Consider the following 18,301-nt stretch of genomic DNA (forward strand, 5'->3'; position numbering starts at 1 on the left):
ATGCGCTACCAGGCTGCGCTACGCCCCGACGAAGCCTCAGATTGTAGCCTGGATTTCGAGCCTCTCCGATGAAGTCGTCGCGTCGGGCGGGAGCGGGTGTCAGGACGCCTGTTGCGCCAGTTGCCAACCCAGCTCCGCCATCGGCTTGGCGCCCGCCGCGGCCTCGCGGGCCTGGGCGCTGGAGGCGGTGCCGTCCTCGACCCGCTTGGCGATGCCCTGCAGGATCCCGCAGATGCGGAACAGGTTGTAGGCCAGGTAGAAGTTCCAGTCCTTCATCACCGCCTGGGCGTCGCCGCGACCGGTGCGTTCGCAGTAGCGGCGCACGTACTCGAGCTCGTTGGGGATGCCCAGCGGGGCCAGGTCCACGCCGCCCAGACCGCGCGCCGCGCCGCTCTTGCGGATGTGCCAGGACATGCAGTGGTAGCTGAAGTCCGCCAGCGGGTGGCCCAGCGTCGACAGCTCCCAGTCCAGCACCGCCAGCACGCGTGGCTCGGTCGGGTGGAAGACCAGGTTGTCCAGCCGGTAGTCGCCGTGGACGATGGACACCTCGCGCTCGTCGCGGGCGGAGTCCGGGATGTGCGCGGGCAGCCACTCGATCAGGCGATCCATGGCCTCGTTGGGGCCGGTGATCGAGGCCTGGTACTGCTTGGTCCAGCGGCCGATCTGGCGCTCGAAGTAGTTGCCCGGCTTGCCGTAGCTCTCCAGCCCCGCCGCGCGGAAATCCACGCGGTGCAGCGCGGCGATCACGCGATTCATCTCTTCATAGATCGCCGAGCGCTCCGCGTTCGAGGCGTCAGGCAGGGTCTGGTCCCACAGCACGCGGCCCTGCATGAACTCCATGACATAGAAGGCGCGGCCGATGACGGACTCGTCCTCGCACAGCGCCAGCATGCGCGGCACCGGCACGTCGCTGCGGGCCAGCGCCCGCATCACGGTGAACTCGCGCTCGATCGCGTGCGCGGAGGGCAGCAGCTTGGCCACGGGCGCGGGCTTGGCCCGCATCACGTAGGTCGCGCCCGGCGTGATCAGCTTGTAGGTGGGGTTGGACTGGCCGCCCTTGAACTGCTCGATCGTCAGCGGCCCGGTGAAGCCCTCGATCTCGCGCGCCAGCCAGGCGGCCAGCGCGTCGTTGTCCATCGCCTGGGAAGGGGCGCGGGTGCCGGTGAATGCGTCGTCCACGGAGTCTCCTGGTTTGTCGTGATTCTGGGATCGCGACTCCCGGAGGACGTCCGGGAGCGCTCAGCGATTGGCGATGGCCAGCAGCTTCTCTTTGCTCAACACCACCAGCCGGGTCGGCTCGACGCGCACCGCGCCTTCGCGCTCGAAGCCCTTGAGCTCCTGGTTCACGCGCTGGCGCGAGGCGCCCAGCAACTGCGCCAGGTCTTCCTGCGCCAGTTGCAGGCCGATGCGGATCTCCTCCGTCTCGGCCCCTTGCGTCACGCCGTAGCTGCGCGCCAGCAGCAGGATCTGCTTGGCCAGGCGCGAGGCCAGTGGCCGCGTGTTCAGGTCCTCGACGACGTCGAACATCAGCCGCAGGCGCCGGCAGTTCAACCGCAGCAGCGCCTCGTACAGCTCGGTGTGGCGTTGCAGCAGGTCCTTGAAATCGGGCTTGCGGATCACCAGCAGCGTGGTCTCGCCATGCGCGCTGGCGTCGTGGGTGCGGGGCAGGCCGTCGAAGAGGGCGATGTCGCCGAACCAGATGCCCGGCTCCACATAGGTCAGCGTCACCTGCTTGCCCGACAGCGACACCGAGCTCACCCGCACCGCGCCGCGCGCCACGCCGATCCATTCCTCGGCCGGCTCGCCGCGCACGGACATCAGCGCGCCGTCCGTCAGACGTCGCACCGTGGCGCGCGCCAGAATGTCGCTGCGCAGCGGCAGAGACAGCTTGGAGAACCACGGCCCCGACTCGATGTTGTTGCGTTCAGAAATTGTAAGAACCGAGCTGTTCATGCTTTGTCGCTGGCGTGACAAGCCAGCGGTCTCCTGATGTTCATGGTTGTCGCGGCCTATTGTGCGGGACAGCCAGCGGGGCTGCAGGCACGTCTTGACCCCCTGTGCACATCGTCGGGCGATCCCTGATTCGAGGCGGTGCCTGCCTGGGATAGGCGAGAACGGCGCGCAACGGTCGCGGAACCGGGCGCTTTTCCGGGTTTCCACCGGGGACCAGCGTGCTAGAGTGAAACGCACGGCAACATCAACAACAGCGGGAATGAATCGAGACCTTCACGACCCGCGCGGCCTGTCGCCAGCGCTCAGCGTTCTCGTCATCGCCTGTCTTTCGGCCATGTCCACCTCGACGTGGGCCCTCGGCGTGGGGCGTCCGCAGACGGCCTCGTCGCTGGGGCAGCCGCTGAACCTGTTCTTCCCGGTGCAGCTCGCGCCCGGCGAGACCGTCACCCCGGAATGCGTCCGCGCCGAAGTGCTGGCGGGCGACAACCCGATCTCCGCCGGCGCGCTGCATTGGCAGCTCGAGGGCGACGGCCAGCGCGTCACCGGCGTGCGCCTGCGCAGCGCCCAGCGCATCGACGAGCCCATCGTCTCCGTCCAACTGAGCCTCGGCTGCCCCGCGCGACTGACGCGCCAGTACACCGCCTTCATCGATCCTCCCGGCCTGAACGGCGAGGTGCTGGCCGATGCCGGCACGCCCGTGGCGCCCCCCGTCTCGGTCGCGTTGCAGGCCCAGCAGGAAAGCAATCCCGCGCCGGCCCGCGCCGCGGCGCCGAGCGGCACCGCCGCCTCGCGTCCCACGCAGGACCTGGCCCTGGCCGCCGCCGCGAGCCCCTCGACCACGGCGGCCAGCGCGCCGCCGCGCGCGCGTCGACCGGTTCGTCGCGCTTCCGAGGCAACGCCTGGCCCCACCGAGGCGGCCGCCTCCAGCAAGTCCACCCGCACCGCCGCGGCATCGGCCGCCGAGCGCCGTCCCGGCAAAGCCGCGGCCACGACGCCGCGTCTGTCGCTGGAACCGATCGAAGCCTTGTCCACCCCATCGCCCGCGCTGCTGGCCGCCGAGGCCGCCGCCAGCGCGGCGAGCGCCGCCGAGCTCGCGCAGCAGCAGATGGCGGCGATGCAGAAGCAGATCGCCGACATGCAGGCCGAGCAGAAGCGCACGCTGGCCGCGATGGCCGCCTTGCGTCAGGATCTCCAGGCCGCGCGTGAGCAGGCGGCCAACAGCGGCTCGTCCTCGTCGACCTGGGTGCTGGGGTTGAGTCTGCTGAGCCTGGCGCTGGCCGCGAGCAGCCTGCTGCTGTGGCGCAGCAACCGGGCCCAGCGGCGCGAGTCCGAGCAGCACTGGCTGAGCGATTCCCGCATCGACTCGCGGCCGGAAGCGGCGGCCGAGGCGGTGGAACCGGCCATCGGCGCCCCGCTCAGCGCGCCCGCGCCGTTCACGACACAGGTGGCGGAGAGCTCGCCGGCCGCCTTGATGTCGCATGTGGCGACCGATGGGCCGCCCGTGTCGACCGCGCCCACGACGATCCCGATGCCCCTGAGCGTCGCCGAGCCGACGCGTCCGGCGGCGCTGCCGTCCCGCCCCGCGGCACCGGCGCGTCCTCCGACGACGGCGGCCGACGACGCCTTGCAGGCGCTGGCCGCGCTTGACGCGATGGAGCCGCTGAGCCTGCAACTGGACGGCGGTGACACGCGGCCGGCGCCGTTCTCGGCCGATCTGGGGCGCTCCGGCGGTCCGGGCGGCACCGTGACGGTCGAGGAGCTGATCGACCTCGAGCAGCAGGTCGACTTCTTCATGGTGCTGGGCCAGGACGACGCCGCCATCGAGCTGCTCTCCTCGCGCCTGAACCATCGCGACGCCGCCAGCGGCTTGCCCTTCCTCAAGCTGATGGAGCTCTACCAGCGCCGCGGTGATCGAGAGGCCTTTGACCGGGTCGGCGCGCGCTTCGCCGAGCAGTTCCACGCGCGATCGCCCTCGTGGAGCGACGATCTCAACGAAGGGGAGGGCCTGGAGGCGCACCCGGAGCTGATCGACCGGCTGGAGTCTGCCTGGCGCGATCCGGACGGCAGCATGAGTCTGTTGCAGGACCTGCTGTCCAAGCATCAGGAATACAGCGGCGACCTGGGCCTGCCGGCCTATCGCGACCTGCTGATGCTCTATGCCGTCGCCCGCGACCGGTCCGAGCACGAGGTGCACGGCGATTCGATCGACGTGGTGCTGCCGCTGGACGCGACCGCGCCGCCGGACATGATGGCCACGATGGTGTGGCAATCGCCGCCGCCCGCACCGGGCACCCCGCCCCCACCGCGTCCGATGACGCAATCGGTCGACCTGGACCTGTCGCTCGTCGAGGAAGAGGAGCCCCGCGAGCCCAAGGGCCGCTGAGCTCCGGCCTCCCGGCGGGAGGCCCTGGCCCGGGCGCTCAGATCTTCTTCAGCCGCTCCAGCGCGAGATCCAGCGTCTCGTCCTTCTTCGCGAAGCAGAAGCGGATGACCTGGGCCTCGCTGCCCTTCGAATGGAAGGCGGAGAGCGGAATCGCCGCGACGCCGATCTCGCGCGTCAGCCACTGGCACAGCGCCATGTCGTCCATCGCGGCGAGCGGCGCCGGCAGGCCGGCGTAGTCGACGCACTGGAAGTAGCTGCCCGGACAGGGGCGCAGCGCGAAGGCGGTGCCCGCGAGTCCCGCGCGGAAGCGGTCGCGCTTGCGCTGGTAGAAGTCGCTCAGGCCGAGGTAGGGCGCGGGATCGCGCATGTAGTTCGCCAGGCCGTGCTGCATCGCCGAGTTCACGGTGAACACGTTGTACTGGTGGACCTTGCGGAACTCCGCCATCAGCGCCGCGGGCGCCGTGACATAGCCGACCTTCCAGCCGGTCACGTGATAGGTCTTGCCGAAGCTCGACACCACGAAGCTGCGCGCCGCCAGTTCGGGCAGGCGCGACACGCTCTGGTGCTGGTGGCCGTCGTAGACCATGTGTTCGTAGACCTCGTCGCTGAGCACCAGCACCTCGGTGCCGTCCAGCAGCTCGGCGAGCTGCCGCAGGTCCTCGGGCGTCCACACCGCGCCGCTCGGGTTGTGCGGGCTGTTGATCATCAGCACCCGCGTGCGCGGCGTCAGCGCGGCGCGGAGACGGTCGAAATCGGGGCGGAAGGTCGCCGGGTCCAGCGCCACCGGCACCATCACGCCGCCCGCCAGCGCGATGTTGGGCGCGTAGCTGTCGTAGGCGGGCTCCAGCACGATGACCTCGTCGCCCGGATGCACGACCGCCAGCAGCGCCGTCAGGATGGCCTGCGTCGCGCCGGCGGTGACGGTGATCTCGGTGTCCGGGTGATAGGCGTGGCCGTAAAGCGCCTCGATCTTGGCGGCGATGGCCTGTCGCAGCGCGGGCACGCCCGGCATCGGCGGGTACTGGTTGTGGCCGGCGCGCATCGCGGCGTTGACCGCGTCGAGCAGCGCGGGATCGCCTTCGAAGTCCGGGAAGCCCTGGCCCAGGTTGACCGCCTGATGCTGCTGCGCCAGCGCCGACATGACGCTGAAGACCGTCACGCCCAGATTCGGGAGACGGCTCGCGGGAACGGGAGTGTGAACACGCATGGTCGAAAGCTCTTGAGGATCGACGAGATCGAAGGGATCGACGTCGAGGAGGGCGGGGTCGTGCGAGCGGGGGAGGGGGCTCGGGAAACGCTCAGAGATCGTAGTCGCTGGCCTCGCCGCTCATCGCGCGCTGCAGCAGCGTGCGGTTCAGGCGGTCGGACAGCAGCTCCGCGAAGCTGTAGACGTAGTTGCGCAGGTAGGCGCCGCGCTTGAAGGCGATCCGCGCGACGTTCTGGCCGAGCAGATGGCCCAGCGGACGCGACACCAGCTCGCCGCCGGGCGGGTCCTCGCGCATGGCCATCTCGGCCACGATGCCGATGCCCAGGCCCAGCCGGACATAGGTCTTGATGACGTCGGAGTCGATCGCCTCGAGCACGATGTTGGGCGTCAGCTGACGCTGCGCGAAGGCGCGGTCGATGCGGGTGCGGCCGGTGAAGCTGGGGTGATAGGACACCAGCGGCTGCGTCGCCAGATGCTCCAGGTCGATGCGCTCGACCTGCGCCAGCGGGTGCTCGGCGCGCATCACCAGCACGTGCTGCCATTCGTAGGCGGGCAGCGTCACCAGCTCCTCGAACTGGGACAGCGACTCGGTCGCCAGTCCCACGTCGGCGGTCTCGTCGATCAGCATCTTCGCGACCTGGTCCGGGCTGCCCTGGTGCAGGCCGATGTTGACCTGCGGGAACTGCTTGCGCAGCTGCGTGACGGGACCGGGCAGCACGTAGCGCGCCTGGGTGTGGGTCGTCGCGATGGACAGCGTGCCCACGTCCTGCTTGGAGTACTCCTCGCCGATGCGCTTGAGGTTGCCCACCTCGCGCATGATGATCTCGATGGACTTGAGCACCTGGCGGCCGGGCTCGGTGATGCTGCGCAGGCGCTTGCCGTGGCGCGAGAAGATGTCGACGCCGAGCTCCTCCTCGAGCTCCAGGATGGCCTTGGACACGCCGGGCTGCGAGGTGTAGAGCGCCTTGGCGGTCTCGGTCAGGTTGAGGTTGCGGCGCGCGGCCTCTTGCACGAAGCGGAACTGGTGCAGGTTCATGGCGGGGTCACGGCGAGGAAGGGAAGGCCTGGGTGTCCAGCGGGTCGACGGGAATGCGCGCGGCCTCGACCAGATGGAGCGTCGCGGCGGCCATCGCGGCGATCACCGAACGCTGCTCGCCGATGGCGTCGTGCAGCAGGAAGAGGATGCCGGGGTGCGCGGCACGCAGCGCCTCGATCAGCGGCGGCACGTCGCGCCGCACATGACCGCTGGCGCCGAGGAACATCGGGACCACCTGGATGCGCTGGCAACCCCTCGCCGCGAGCGCGCCGGCGGCCGTCGCGATGTCGGGCGTCATCAGCTCCAGATAGGCGAGGGCGATCGGCAGATCGGGGCGGCGCGCCTGCAATTCGGCCGCGATGGCCTGGAAGGGGGCGGCCCAGGCCGGATCCCGGGCGCCGTGGGCGAAGAGCAGCAGTCCATCCATGGCGGTTCCTCCTGAAAGCGGGCCGGCCGCGGGGTCGGCGATGGGGGACGTCATCGATAGCGGACCAGCCAGTAGAACGCGGCCATCGAGATGCCGAGGTAGAACAGGCTGGGGGCCGAGGCGACCAGCCACGGGGTCCAGTCGCGCAGCAGGCCCAGGTGGCCGGTGATCGCGTTCAGCACCACGAAGCTGATGCCCAGCATGATGCCGCCGAACACCTTCACGCTGATGCCGCCGCTGCGGAAGTGCAGATAGGCGAAGGGCAGGGCCAGCGCCACCATCACCATGCAGGCGAAGGGATAGAAGGCCTTGCGCCAGAACTGGATCTCCGGCTGCGCCGACGACTGCTCCTGCGACGAGAGGTGGCGGGTGTAGCGGTAGAGCTCCAGCGTCGACATGTTCCAGGTCGGCTGCACCGCGGCCGACACCACGCCCGAGGGCAACTGGCTCTGCCAGGTGAAGCTGGGGAGCAGGATCTCGCGCACCGTCGGGTTGTCCGACAGCTTGTCCTGCGGCGCGGCCGGGTCCTTGGGCTGCGGGGCCGCGGCGGCGGGCGCGCTCAGCGGCGTCCTCGCGCGCGACCACTGCATCAGGCTCACGTCGTTCATCTGCCAACGGCCGCTGGCGTCCACGGTCGCGTTCTTGGCCGTCAGCCGGGTCGCCATCGCGCCCTTGGCGTCGAACTCGTACACGAGCACGTCCTCCATGGTCCCGTTGGTGCGGGCCCGGCCGACGTGCACCGCATAGCTGAAGTCGCCGTCGCGGTCCTTCATCCAGGCGCCGGCCGAGTTGGAGACGCCGGTCGGCGAGGACTTCAGCAACTGGGCCTGCTTGTCCGCCCACGGGTTCACGAAGTCGCCGACCACGAAGGCCAGCACCGCGAAGCCCAGCGCCAGCGTGCTCAGCAGCGCCAGCGCGCGCTGCGGGCCCAGGCCGCCGGTGCGCAGGATGGTGAACTCGCTGGACTGCGCCAGCCGCGCCAGGCTGAAGATGGTGCCGATCAGCACCGCGATGGGCATCAGCTCGTAGAAGCGGCCCGGGAGCTTGAGCACGCAGGACCACAGCGCCAGGCCCACGCCCAGACCCAGGCGCTGGAAGCGGTCGAGGTCGTCGATGAAGTCGACGAAGAAGAACAGGGCCAGGAACCCGGCCATGACCAGGGCGAAGGAGCTCAGGATGTCGCGGTACAGCAGCCGCCGGACGGTTCTCATGTGGGCATTCCCGGCGTGGAGGTGGACATCGAGGCCGGCGCGATGATCGCGGCGGCCGGCGCGGCGGCGGTGGCCGCGGGCTCGGCCGGCGGCGGGATCAGGCCGCTGCGGGGCGCGCCCAGGCGCGCGCCGTGGTCGCGCCAGAGCAGCAGGAGCATCGTCACGACGAAGGCCGCGCCATGCAGCGTTGCCAGGCCCGGGCCCAGCTTCATCTTGCCGGCGGTCACCCAGCTCTGGCTCAGGTTGATCAGGTTGAAGTAGACGATGAAGGCGAGCAGCGCGAACAGCAGGTTCCAGTTGCTGGCGCGACGCGGGTTGGTCGCCGAGATGCCGATGCCCAGCAGCACCAGGTTCACGCAGCCCAGGATCATGCCGAAGCGCCAGGCCAGCTCGCCGTCGTTGGGGTTGCCGCGCTCGCGCAGCAGGTCCAGCGTCGGGCGGGTCTTGGGCGGCTTGGCGTCGCCGCCGCGCATGACCTCGTCGTCCACCACCACGCGGTACTGCTGGAAACGGGCCACGGCCTTCTCGCCGTTGCGGGTGTCCAGGTCATTGCGCTGGCCGTGCTCCAGCACCAGCACCCGGGTGTTGTCCTGCGTCACCAGCGCGCCGTGGGCCGAGGTGGTCACCGACTCGAGGTGCTCGGTGTTGCTCATGATGAAGACGTTGCGCGCGGCGCTCTCGTCGGCCGGGTCGCGCTCGATGAAGAACACGCGCGAGCCGTCGTTGGAACTCTGGAACTGGCCCGGGGCGACGCGCGAGAGATCGCTGCGTTGCTCGAACTGCTCGCGCAGCTGGGCGCTGCTGTCGTTGCTCCAGGGCCAGACGATGGTCATCAGCACCGCCACGACCACCAGCACCGGCGTCGCCATCGTCAGCACCGGGCGCACGAAGCGCGACAGCGCCAGGCCGCTGGCGAACCAGATGGTCATCTCCGATTCCTTGTACATGCGCCCCAGCGACATGACCACGGCCACGAACAGCGACAGGCTGAGCATCACCGGCAGCTGCGCCAGCGCCAGGTAGCCCAGCGAGAGCAGCACGTGCTGCGGCGCCACCGAGCCCTTGGCCGCCAGGCCCAGGGATCGCACCAGCAGCATCGTCACGACGATGGTCAGGATGACCACGAAGGCCAGTCCGAAACTGCGGGCGAGTTCTTTGCGTACTGATGAATCGAATAACATCCGGGCACTCTATCTACTTCTCGGTATTATGGACTTTCGCTCTCAGACCGCGTCCCTCGACGCGCTGGCGTCGCACGGTGCCGACGCCCTCGTGCTGGTCATCGCCGGCGACGCGTTGCCGGCCTCGCTCGACAAGGCGGTGGCCGCGCTGATCAAGGACGCCGTCAAGCTCGGCGACTTCGAGTTCAAGGCGGGTCAGGTCTTGACCCTGGTGCGTCCGGCCGGTCTGAAGACCGCACGCCTGATCATCGCCGCCAGTGGTTCCGCGTCGCTCAAGGCCGCCCGTGGCGCGTTGTCGGCGGCGCTGGGCCAGCTCAAGGGTCGCGGCGCGGCGGCGGCCTCGGTGATCTACGCCGGCTTCGGTGCGGATCTGACCGAGTCCCTGACCGAGCAGACCGTGCTGGCGGCGCTGGAGGCGACCTACGTCTACCGCGAGACCAAGCCCAGCGCCCCCGCCGCGTCCAAGCTGACGAAGCTGACGCTGCTGGCCGGCAAGGACGACGCCAAGGCCGTCAAGGCCGGTCTGGTGCGCGGCCAGGCCATCGGCGCCGGCGTGGCCCTGGCGCGCGAATGCGCCAACCTGCCGCCCAACGTCGCGACCCCGGCCTACCTGGCCGACCAGACCAAGGCCCTGACCCGTTCGCACGGCATCAAGGTCGAGGTGCTGGACCAGAAGGGCATCGAGAAGCTGGGCATGGGCTCCTTCCTGTCCGTGGCCAAGGGCTCGGACGTCCCCCCGCGCTTCATCGTCGCCAAGTACGAGGGCGCCGCCAAGACGCAGGCCCCCGTGGTCCTGGTCGGCAAGGGCATCACCTTCGACTCGGGCGGCATCTCGCTGAAGCCGGGCGCCGGCATGGACGAGATGAAGTTCGACATGGGCGGCGCGGCTTCCGTGCTGGGCACGCTGCGCGCCGTGGCCGAGCTCAAGCCCAAGATCAACCTGGTCGTGCTGATCGCCGCCTGCGAGAACATGCCCAGCGCCCGCGCCGTCAAGCCGGGTGACGTGGTGACGTCGATGTCGGGTCAGACCATCGAGATCCTGAACACGGATGCCGAAGGCCGCCTGATCCTGTGCGACGCGCTGACCTACGCCGAGCGCTTCAAGCCCGCGGCCGTGGTCGACGTGGCCACGCTGACCGGCGCCTGCGTGATCGCCCTGGGTGGCGTGCGCTCCGGCATGTACGCCAGCGACGACGAGCTGGCCTCGGCCCTGAGCGCCGCCGGCGAGGCCGCGCTGGATCCGTGCTGGCGCATGCCGCTGGACGACGAGTACTCGGAAGGCCTGAAGACCAACTTCGCCGACGTGGCCAACGTGGCCGGTCGCGAGGGCGGCTCCATCACCGCCGCGAAGTTCCTGCAGCGCTTCGCCTCCAAGTACCGCTGGGGTCACCTGGACATCGCCGGCACCGCCTGGAAGGGCGGCGGCGCCAAGGGGGCCACCGGCCGTCCGGTCGGTCTGCTGACGCACTTCGTGCTGTCGCAGGTCCGTTGAGCGAGGGGCAGGTCCGGTGACGGAGGTCAACTTCTATACCGGCGTGCCCGACCGCCAGGTCTATGCCTGCCGCCTGCTGCGCAAGACGCAGGCGGCCGGCCTGACCGTCGGCATCTGGGGTCCCCTGCGACTGCTCGAGCGACTCGATCAGACGCTGTGGACCTTCGAGCCGGGTGAATTCATTCCCCACGTGCTGCTGCGCGGGGAGACGTCGGCGCTGCTGCGGGAGCGCACGCCGATCCTGATGTCCGACCGGCTCGACGAGTTGACCGGGTGCCAGGTCTTGTTCAACTTCGAGCCCGAGGTGCCACCCGGTCTCGAGCGCTTCGAGCGGGTGCTCGAGCTGGTGTCCACGGACGCTGATCAGGTCGCCGCGGGCCGTGCTCGCTTCAAGGCCTACAAGGCCATGGGCCTGACGCTGAACCACCATGTGATGTCGGCCTGAGCGTCGACCGCATTTCCCTTTTCCGAAGCCTGTTCCGCCGCGGTGCGGCCCTGTCGCGTCGCGGCGTGGCGCGGCGCCACGCTGGTGCCGCGGAGCCCTTCGGCGGGGCGCGGATCAGGCGGCGGGCGACGCGTCTGGGCGGAATTTCGCACTCGGTGGGCGAGGGGTGTGCGCGCTGTCGCACTCTTGCGAAAACCATCCGGGTTTGCCCCGGTGACAGGGGCGCGACAACGTCCGGTCCGTGAGCAGGTTCACAGCATTTTCACTATGGAGTCGCCCGAACCTTCGGGGTATGGTCTGCCGCGTTGAGAACTCAACGTCATTCCACATTTCCCCGAGTCGGAGGAACCTGAGATGCAATCGAAGCTGAATGTGATCGTCGGTGCAATCGCCATTACTTTGAGCGGCGCCGCGCTGGCGCAGGATGCCGTGGTCAAGATCGGCCACGTCGGTCCCACCAGCGGCGCGATCGCGCACCTGGGCAAGGACAACGAGCTGGGCGCCAAGATGGCCATCGATGAACTGAACGCCAAGGGCGTCACCATCGGCGGCAAGAAGGTCAAGTTCGAGCTGCTGGCCGAGGACGACGCCGGCGATCCGAAGCAGGGCACCGCCGCCGCCCAGAAGCTGGTCGACTCCAAGGTCAACGGCGTCATCGGCCACCTGAACTCCGGCACCACCATCCCCGCGTCCAAGATCTACAGCGACGCCGGCATCCCGCAGATCTCGCCCTCGGCGACCAACCCCAAGTACACCCGCAACGGCTACAAGACCGCGTTCCGCGTCGTGGCTGACGACGTGCACCTGGGCGGCACGCTGGGCAAGTACGCCGTGACGCAGCTCAAGGGCAAGTCCATCGCCGTCATCGACGACCGCACCGCCTATGGCCAGGGCGTCGCCGACGAGTTCGAGAAGGGCGTCAAGGCCGCCGGCGGCAAGGTCGTCGGCCGCGAGTTCACCAACGACAAGGCCACGGACTTCACCGCCATCCTGACCTCCCTGAAGGGCAAGAAGCCCGACGTCGTCTTCTTCGGCGGCATGGACGCCGTGGCCGGCCCGATGCTGCGCCAGATGAAGCAGCTGGGCATCGAAGCCAAGTTCATGGGCGGCGACGGCATCTGCACGGCCGAGCTGCCCAAGCTGGCCGCCGGCACGGTCGCCGACAGCCAGGTCGTCTGCGCGGAAGCGGGTGGCGTGGAAGGCGAATCGAAGAAGTCGCTGGACGCCTTCAAGGTCAAGTTCAAGGACAAGTACAAGGTCGACGTCCAGATCTACGCCCCGTACGTCTATGACGCGGTCAACGTGATGGTCGACGCCATGGTCCGCGCCAAGTCCTCCGATCCCAAGGTCTACCTGCCCGTGCTGGCCAAGACCTCGGATTACAAGGGTGTGACCGGCACCATCGCCTTCGACGCCAAGGGCGACATCAAGAACGGCGCGCTGACCCTGTACACCTACAAGGGCGGCAACCGCGAACAGCTGGCCGTGGTCCGCTGAGTGCCGATCGCTGACGACGAGAGGGCTCGCGCCCTCTCTGAAAACGCCCACTTCGGTGGGCGTTTTTTTTCGTCCAAGCGCCAAGGACTGTCCCCTGATCGGGGGATCACCCCCCTCACTCACGTGCATTCCCGCACGCGGCCACCCCAAAGCATTCAGTCAGGGGGTTTGCACCTACCGGGCGCTACAGACAATCGCACCCGTCAACCGGCTTCTGGCGCGCATCGGGCAATCAACAGCGCGTCAGCGGCGGTCGGCGACACCGGGAAAGTGCAACCGGGATTGCAAGGCGTGAGCCCCTCCAAACAGGGGGCTTTCAAGCCAGGGGGTGGGAGGCATGATGCCCCCCGCAACAGGCGTCTCCTTCTGTAAGAGGAGGGGGATCAAGCGAAGCAGTCCGAGGTTCAGCCCGGGTCGGCGACAGCGTCCGCAGAGGACGCCGGGACCACTTTGGGGACTGGCAATGATTCGAATTTTTAACCATTACCTCCATCGTCGTACGCTGATCCAGGTGTTGTTCGACCTGGGCCTGATCGTCGCGGCGGTTTTCGCTGTGGCGCTGAGCCAGGGCAGCAGCGAACACATGATGAGCTTCGCCGCGTCCTACGGCCTGTCGCTGGCGGGCGGGATGTTCGTCATCAACTCCGCCTCCGGCCTCTACTCCCAATCGCACAAGCGCTCGCTGACGCAGTCCTGCGCCCGGGCGCTGTTCGCGTTGCTGATCGGTCTGCCGCTGGCCTACGGCCTGTTCAGCCTGATTCCCGCGACCGTCTCGCACCGCGAGCTGCTCACCACCACCGCCATGCTGGCCGTCGCGCTGGTGATGGTGCACCGCGTCTACGCCGCGCACTCGGGGGCCCAGGGCGCCGGCCGGACCAAGATCCTGATCTTCGGCAGCGGCCATGCCGCGCTGGCCGTCAGCGAAAGCCTGCGCGCCGCCGACCCGCACGCGCAGATCGTCGGCTTCCTGCCCGGCCCGAACGAGGTCGACCCGCAGGTGCCCGCCGACCAGGTGATCGCCTCCAACGAAAGCCTGACCGACGCCGCCATGCGTCTGGGCGTGGACGAGATCGTCGTCGCGCTGTCCGAGCGCCGCGGCGGCAGCATGCCGCTGCGCCAGCTGCTGGACTGCAAGCTGTACGGGATCCGCGTCGTGGACCTGGCGACCTACTTCGAGAAGACCCTGGCCCAGATCAAGATCAGCCACGTGCACGCGGGCTGGCTGATCTTCGGTGACGGCTTCAACCAGGGCGTGCTGCGCAGCGCGGTCAAGCGCGTCTTCGACATCGCCTCCTCGCTGCTGCTGCTGATCTGCACCGCGCCGATCATGGTGGTCACGGCCATCCTGATCAAGCTCGAATCGCCCGGCGGCATCTTCTACACGCAGGAACGCGTCGGCATGAACGGCGCGACCTTCAAGGTGATCAAGTTCCGCAGCATGCGCAACGACGCCGAGAAGGACGGCCGCCCCCAGTGGGCGACCAAGAACGACGCCCGCGTCACCCGCGTCGGCAACTTCATCCGCAAGGTCCGCATCGACGAGCTGCCGCAGCTGATCAACGTGCTGCGCGGCGAGATGAGCATGGTCGGTCCGCGTCCGGAGCGTCCGTTCTTCGTCGACGAGCTGGTCGCCCAGATCCCCTACTACGCGGTGCGCCACAGCGTGAAGCCGGGCGTGACCGGCTGGGCGCAGGTGCGCTACGAATACGGTTCCACGATCGAGGACTCCCTCGAGAAGCTGCAGTACGACCTGTACTACGTCAAGAACCACACCCTGTTCCTCGATCTGCTGATCATGCTGGAAACGGTGGCCGTGGTGCTGACGGGCCGGGGGGCGCGCTGAGCGCGGCGACGGAGCTCCGAGCTCCCATTGCCTCGCCCGGATCGCGCCCGACCCGCCCCACTTCCCACGCGGCGCGCGCGGCGGGGCATTGATCCATGTGGCATGACAGTCTGAGCCTGGGCACCGCGTCCGGGATCGTCGCGGTCGTGGCGCATCTGGCGCTGGCGGTCGCGGTGCTGCCGCAGTTCGGCCAGCAGCGTCGGCGGGCGCTGCGCCTGGAGGCCGCGCTGCTGCTGACCGCCCTGTGGGCCGGTCTGGACGCCGCGGTGGAGCAGGGCTGGCTGGGCCACCAGCAATGGCCCGCGCAACTGCTGCTGCCGCTGTGCGACGTCCTGCGCTACGGCGCCTGGTTCGCCTTCATCCTGAGCCTGATCGAGCCCCGCGCCGACGACCTCGCCGCGGGCGGCGGTCATGCCGCGACCGGCGTCGCGCGCCCGCTGCAGGGCCTGGCCGGTGCCGGCGTGGCCGCGACGGTGGCCCTGACCGTCTGGCACTACGTGGGCTCCCAGCCTTTCAGCGAGCAGCAGCGGCCGATGACCCTGGCCTGGCTGGGTCTGGCGGTGTTCGGGCTGGTGCTGCTCGAGCAGATGCTGCGCAACATCCACGTCGACGCCCGCTGGAACGCCAAACCGGTCTGCCTGGGCCTGGGCGCGGTCTTCGCCTTCGACGTCTTCGTGTACTCGCAGGCCTCGCTCTTCCAGCAGTTCGACGGCGACGCACTGAGCGTGCGTGCCGCCGTGCACAGCCTGGCCGTGCCGCTGCTGTGGTTGGCCAGTCGCCGCCACAAGAAGTGGCTGGACAAGCTGCATGTCTCGCGCACCGCGGCCTTCCATTCGGCGACGCTGCTGATCGTCGGCGTCTACCTGCTGGGCGTGTCCGGCATCGGCTACTACGTGCGCTACACCGGCGGCGAATGGGGCCGCGCACTCCAGCAGGTGCTGCTGGCGGTGGGCGTGTTGGCCTTGCTGCTGATGGGGCTGTCGGGCTCGCTGCGCGCCAAGCTGCGCGTCTACATCAGCAAGCATTTCTTCAGCTATCGCTACGACTACCGCCAGGAGTGGCTGCGCTTCACCGCCATGCTGTCGGCCAGCGCTTCGCCCGCCGAGCTGGGTGAGTCGGTGATCCGCGGCCTGGCGCATCTGGTCGAGAGCCCGTCGGGCGCGCTGTGGCTGCGCCGCGGCGGCGGCTCCGAGGACTACCAGCAGGCGGCCCGCTGGAACCTGGGCGACGACCGCGACCCGGTCACGCCCGATGCCGCGATGCTGCACCTGCTGCGCGACCGCGCCTGGATCGTGGATCTGGACGAGTGGCGGCGCCGCCCCGAGGCCTACGAGCGCATCGCGCTGCCCGAGGCGGTGGCCGGCGACGCGCGCCACTGGCTGCTGGTGCCGCTGCTCAACGCCGGCGTGCTGACGGGCTGGGTCATCCTGGGCCAGCCGCGCACCCGCATGGAAGTGAACTGGGAAGTGCGCGACCTGCTGCGCACCGCCGCCCAGCAGGCCGCGAGCTACCTCGCGCAGATGCAGGCCGCCGAGGCGCTGCTGGAGGCCCGCAAGTTCGAGGCCTTCAACCGCATGTCGGCCTTCGTTGTGCACGACCTCAAGAACATCGTCACGCAACTCTCGCTGATGATGAAGAACGCCAAGCGCCTGCGGGACAACCCGGAGTTCCAGCAGGACATGCTGGACACCGTGGAAAACTCGCTGGAGAAGATGCGCCAGCTGATGCTGCAATTGCGCGAGGGCGACAAGCCGCATCACGGCAGCGCCGGCGGCGTGGCGCTGACGGCCATCGCGCGGCGGCTGGCCGCGGCCGCGGTGAGCAAGGGCCGGGCGCTGGAGCTGGAGCTGCGCGACGAGGTCAGCGCGCGCGGGCACGAGGAACGCATCGAGCGCGTGCTCGGCCACGTGGTGCAGAACGCCCTGGACGCGACGCCGATCGACGGCCGGGTGTCCCTGCGATTGCAGCGCACGGGCAGCAACGCGCAGGTGGAAGTGGAAGATACTGGCTGCGGCATGACGCAGGAGTTCATGGACCAGCGGCTGTTCAAGCCCTTCCAGACGACGAAGGCCGCGGGCATGGGCATCGGCGCGTACGAGAGCTATCAGTACCTGCAGGAACTAGGGGGGAAGATCAACGTGGAAAGTGCGCCCGGACGAGGCACCAAGGTGACCATCTTGCTGCCGCTGTTTTTCGCCCAGTCGGGCAGTGACGCCGGACTGGTGGAGATCCGATGAGCGCGCAACCCCCGTCGCTGCTCATCGTCGAGGACGACCTCGCCCTGCAGAAGCAGCTCAAGTGGTCCATGGACCGCTTCGAGTCCGTCACCGCCGACGACGTCGCCACCGCGGTGCTGCAGTTCCGCCGCCACAAGCCGCCCGTGGTCACGATGGACCTGGGACTGCCGCCGGACCAGGACTCGGTGTCCGAGGGCTTCCGGCTGCTCGAGAAGCTGATCGAGCTGGAGCCCAGCACGAAGGTGATCGTGCTCACCGGCCAGAACGACCAGGGCAACGCGCTGCGCGCCATCCGCATGGGCGCCTACGACTTCCTGTCCAAGCCGGTCGACCCGGACGTGCTGGTGCTGACCGTGGAGCGCGCCATGCGCCTGCACGAGCTGCAGCAGGAGAACCAGCGCCTGCTGACCCAGCAGGACGGCGAGCCCACCGGCAAGCTGGTCACGCGCGACGCGCAGATGCAGCGCATCTGCCGTACCGTCGAGCGCGTGTCCGGCAGCGACGCCACCGTGCTGCTGCTCGGCGAGAGCGGCACCGGCAAGGAGGTGCTGGCGCAGTCGCTGCACGACGCCTCCAAGCGCAAGGGCCGCTTCGTCGCGATCAACTGCGCGGCCATCCCGGAGGCGCTGCTGGAGAGCGAGCTCTTCGGCTACGAGCGCGGCGCCTTCACCGGCGCGACCAAGACCACCATCGGCAAGATCGAGACCGCCAACGGCGGCACGCTGATGCTCGATGAGATCGGCGATCTGCCGATGCCGCTGCAGGCCAAGCTGCTGCGCTTCCTGCAGGAACGCAACATCGAGCGCCTGGGGGGGCGGCAGGAGATCCCGGTGGACGTCCGCATCGTCGGCGCGACGCACCAGGACCTGAAGGCCAAGATCGAGCAGGGGCTGTTCCGCGAGGACTTGTATTACCGCCTGGCCGAGATCGTCGTCGACATCCCGCCGCTGCGCGACCGCGCCGGCGACGCGGTGCTGCTGTCCCACGCCTTCCTGCGCCGCTTCTCGTCCGAGCAGCGCCGGCCCATCCTGCGCCTGTCCGACGAGGCCATCCGCGCCGTCGAGGCGCACCGCTGGCCCGGCAACGTCCGCGAGCTGCAGAACCTCATGAAGCGCGCGTCCATCATGGCCGACGGCGACCGCATCACCGCCGATGACCTGGGCCTGCAGGTCCCGGGCGGCGACGCGCCGGCCGGCGACCAGGAGCTGGACCTGCGCACCGTGCGCGAGCGCGCCGAGCGTCAGGCGGTTGTCGCCGCATTGGCACGGACCGATGGCAACATCGCCAAGTCCGCCGATCTGCTGGGCGTGAGCCGTCCGACTTTGTACGATCTCATGGCCCGCCTCGGCATCAAGGCCTGACGGACCCGTCCCCGAGCGCGGACGCCCG

General features: G+C 69.1%; 14 protein-coding genes. 7 read left to right on the top strand and 7 right to left on the bottom strand.

Features of this window, described 5'->3' with window-relative positions; genetic code table 11:
* Positions 1–99: 99 nt before the first annotated feature.
* Both MCHT01_RS07850 and MCHT01_RS07855 read right to left on the bottom strand, forming a co-directional pair.
* Complete coding sequence (locus tag MCHT01_RS07850) at positions 100–1,137, bottom strand: phosphotransferase family protein (RefSeq protein ID WP_067064520.1); 1,038 nt, start codon at positions 1,135–1,137, stop codon at positions 100–102.
* Positions 1,138–1,239: 102 nt separating this feature from the next.
* On the bottom strand, positions 1,240–1,953 hold the full coding sequence (locus tag MCHT01_RS07855; RefSeq protein ID WP_067064382.1) for a Crp/Fnr family transcriptional regulator: 714 nt from the start codon (positions 1,951–1,953) through the stop codon (positions 1,240–1,242).
* A gap of 334 nt (positions 1,954–2,287) precedes the next feature.
* Here MCHT01_RS07855 and MCHT01_RS07860 point away from each other — a divergent pair, with 334 nt between their 5' ends.
* Positions 2,288–4,336: a type IV pilus assembly protein FimV gene (locus tag MCHT01_RS07860; RefSeq protein WP_067064384.1), complete on the top strand. Its 2,049-nt coding sequence runs from the start codon at positions 2,288–2,290 to the stop codon at positions 4,334–4,336.
* 37 nt (positions 4,337–4,373) lie between these two features.
* On the opposite strand, the gene MCHT01_RS07865 is transcribed toward MCHT01_RS07860, so the two are convergent.
* The 5 genes from MCHT01_RS07865 to lptF all read right to left on the bottom strand — a co-directional run bounded on the left by MCHT01_RS07865 (position 4,374) and on the right by lptF (position 9,398).
* Positions 4,374–5,543 (bottom strand): pyridoxal phosphate-dependent aminotransferase, encoded by a 1,170-nt coding sequence (locus MCHT01_RS07865; protein ID WP_067064386.1) that lies wholly within the window; start codon positions 5,541–5,543, stop codon positions 4,374–4,376.
* Between the two features lie 91 nt (positions 5,544–5,634).
* On the bottom strand, positions 5,635–6,579 hold the full coding sequence (locus tag MCHT01_RS07870; protein ID WP_067064388.1) for a CysB family HTH-type transcriptional regulator: 945 nt from the start codon (positions 6,577–6,579) through the stop codon (positions 5,635–5,637).
* Between the two features lie 7 nt (positions 6,580–6,586).
* Positions 6,587–7,006, bottom strand: a complete 420-nt coding sequence (locus tag MCHT01_RS07875) for a sirohydrochlorin chelatase (RefSeq protein ID WP_067064390.1) — start codon at positions 7,004–7,006, stop codon at positions 6,587–6,589.
* Positions 7,007–7,056: 50 nt separating this feature from the next.
* Positions 7,057–8,217, bottom strand: coding sequence for an LPS export ABC transporter permease LptG (gene lptG, locus MCHT01_RS07880; RefSeq protein WP_067064392.1), 1,161 nt, complete (start codon positions 8,215–8,217; stop codon positions 7,057–7,059).
* Positions 8,214–9,398: an LPS export ABC transporter permease LptF gene (gene lptF / locus MCHT01_RS07885; protein WP_084452154.1), complete on the bottom strand. Its 1,185-nt coding sequence runs from the start codon at positions 9,396–9,398 to the stop codon at positions 8,214–8,216. The genes lptG and lptF overlap by 4 nt, the downstream gene beginning before the upstream one ends.
* A gap of 28 nt (positions 9,399–9,426) precedes the next feature.
* Here lptF and MCHT01_RS07890 point away from each other — a divergent pair, with 28 nt between their 5' ends.
* From MCHT01_RS07890 to prsR, 6 genes are all read left to right on the top strand, one after another.
* Positions 9,427–10,890: a leucyl aminopeptidase gene (locus tag MCHT01_RS07890; RefSeq protein ID WP_067064393.1), complete on the top strand. Its 1,464-nt coding sequence runs from the start codon at positions 9,427–9,429 to the stop codon at positions 10,888–10,890.
* A 16-nt stretch (positions 10,891–10,906) separates the two neighbouring features.
* Positions 10,907–11,335 carry a DNA polymerase III subunit chi gene (locus MCHT01_RS07895; protein WP_067064396.1) on the top strand — a complete coding sequence of 143 codons (429 nt, stop codon included), beginning with the start codon at positions 10,907–10,909 and terminating at the stop codon, positions 11,333–11,335.
* A gap of 354 nt (positions 11,336–11,689) precedes the next feature.
* A complete protein-coding gene (locus tag MCHT01_RS07900) occupies positions 11,690–12,832 on the top strand; it encodes a branched-chain amino acid ABC transporter substrate-binding protein (protein ID WP_067064398.1) in 1,143 nt (380 codons plus the stop codon).
* 463 nt (positions 12,833–13,295) lie between these two features.
* Complete coding sequence (locus MCHT01_RS07905) at positions 13,296–14,675, top strand: TIGR03013 family XrtA/PEP-CTERM system glycosyltransferase (protein ID WP_067064400.1); 1,380 nt, start codon at positions 13,296–13,298, stop codon at positions 14,673–14,675.
* Between the two features lie 95 nt (positions 14,676–14,770).
* Positions 14,771–16,912: an XrtA/PEP-CTERM system histidine kinase PrsK gene (gene prsK / locus MCHT01_RS07910; protein WP_067064402.1), complete on the top strand. Its 2,142-nt coding sequence runs from the start codon at positions 14,771–14,773 to the stop codon at positions 16,910–16,912.
* Positions 16,909–18,273 carry a PEP-CTERM-box response regulator transcription factor gene (prsR, locus tag MCHT01_RS07915; protein ID WP_067064404.1) on the top strand — a complete coding sequence of 455 codons (1,365 nt, stop codon included), beginning with the start codon at positions 16,909–16,911 and terminating at the stop codon, positions 18,271–18,273. The genes prsK and prsR overlap by 4 nt, the downstream gene beginning before the upstream one ends.
* Positions 18,274–18,301: the final 28 nt, after the last annotated feature.

Source organism: Mitsuaria chitosanitabida ATCC BAA-476 = NBRC 102408, assembly GCF_001598255.1.
Taxonomy (GTDB): domain Bacteria; phylum Pseudomonadota; class Gammaproteobacteria; order Burkholderiales; family Burkholderiaceae_C; genus Roseateles; species Roseateles chitosanitabidus.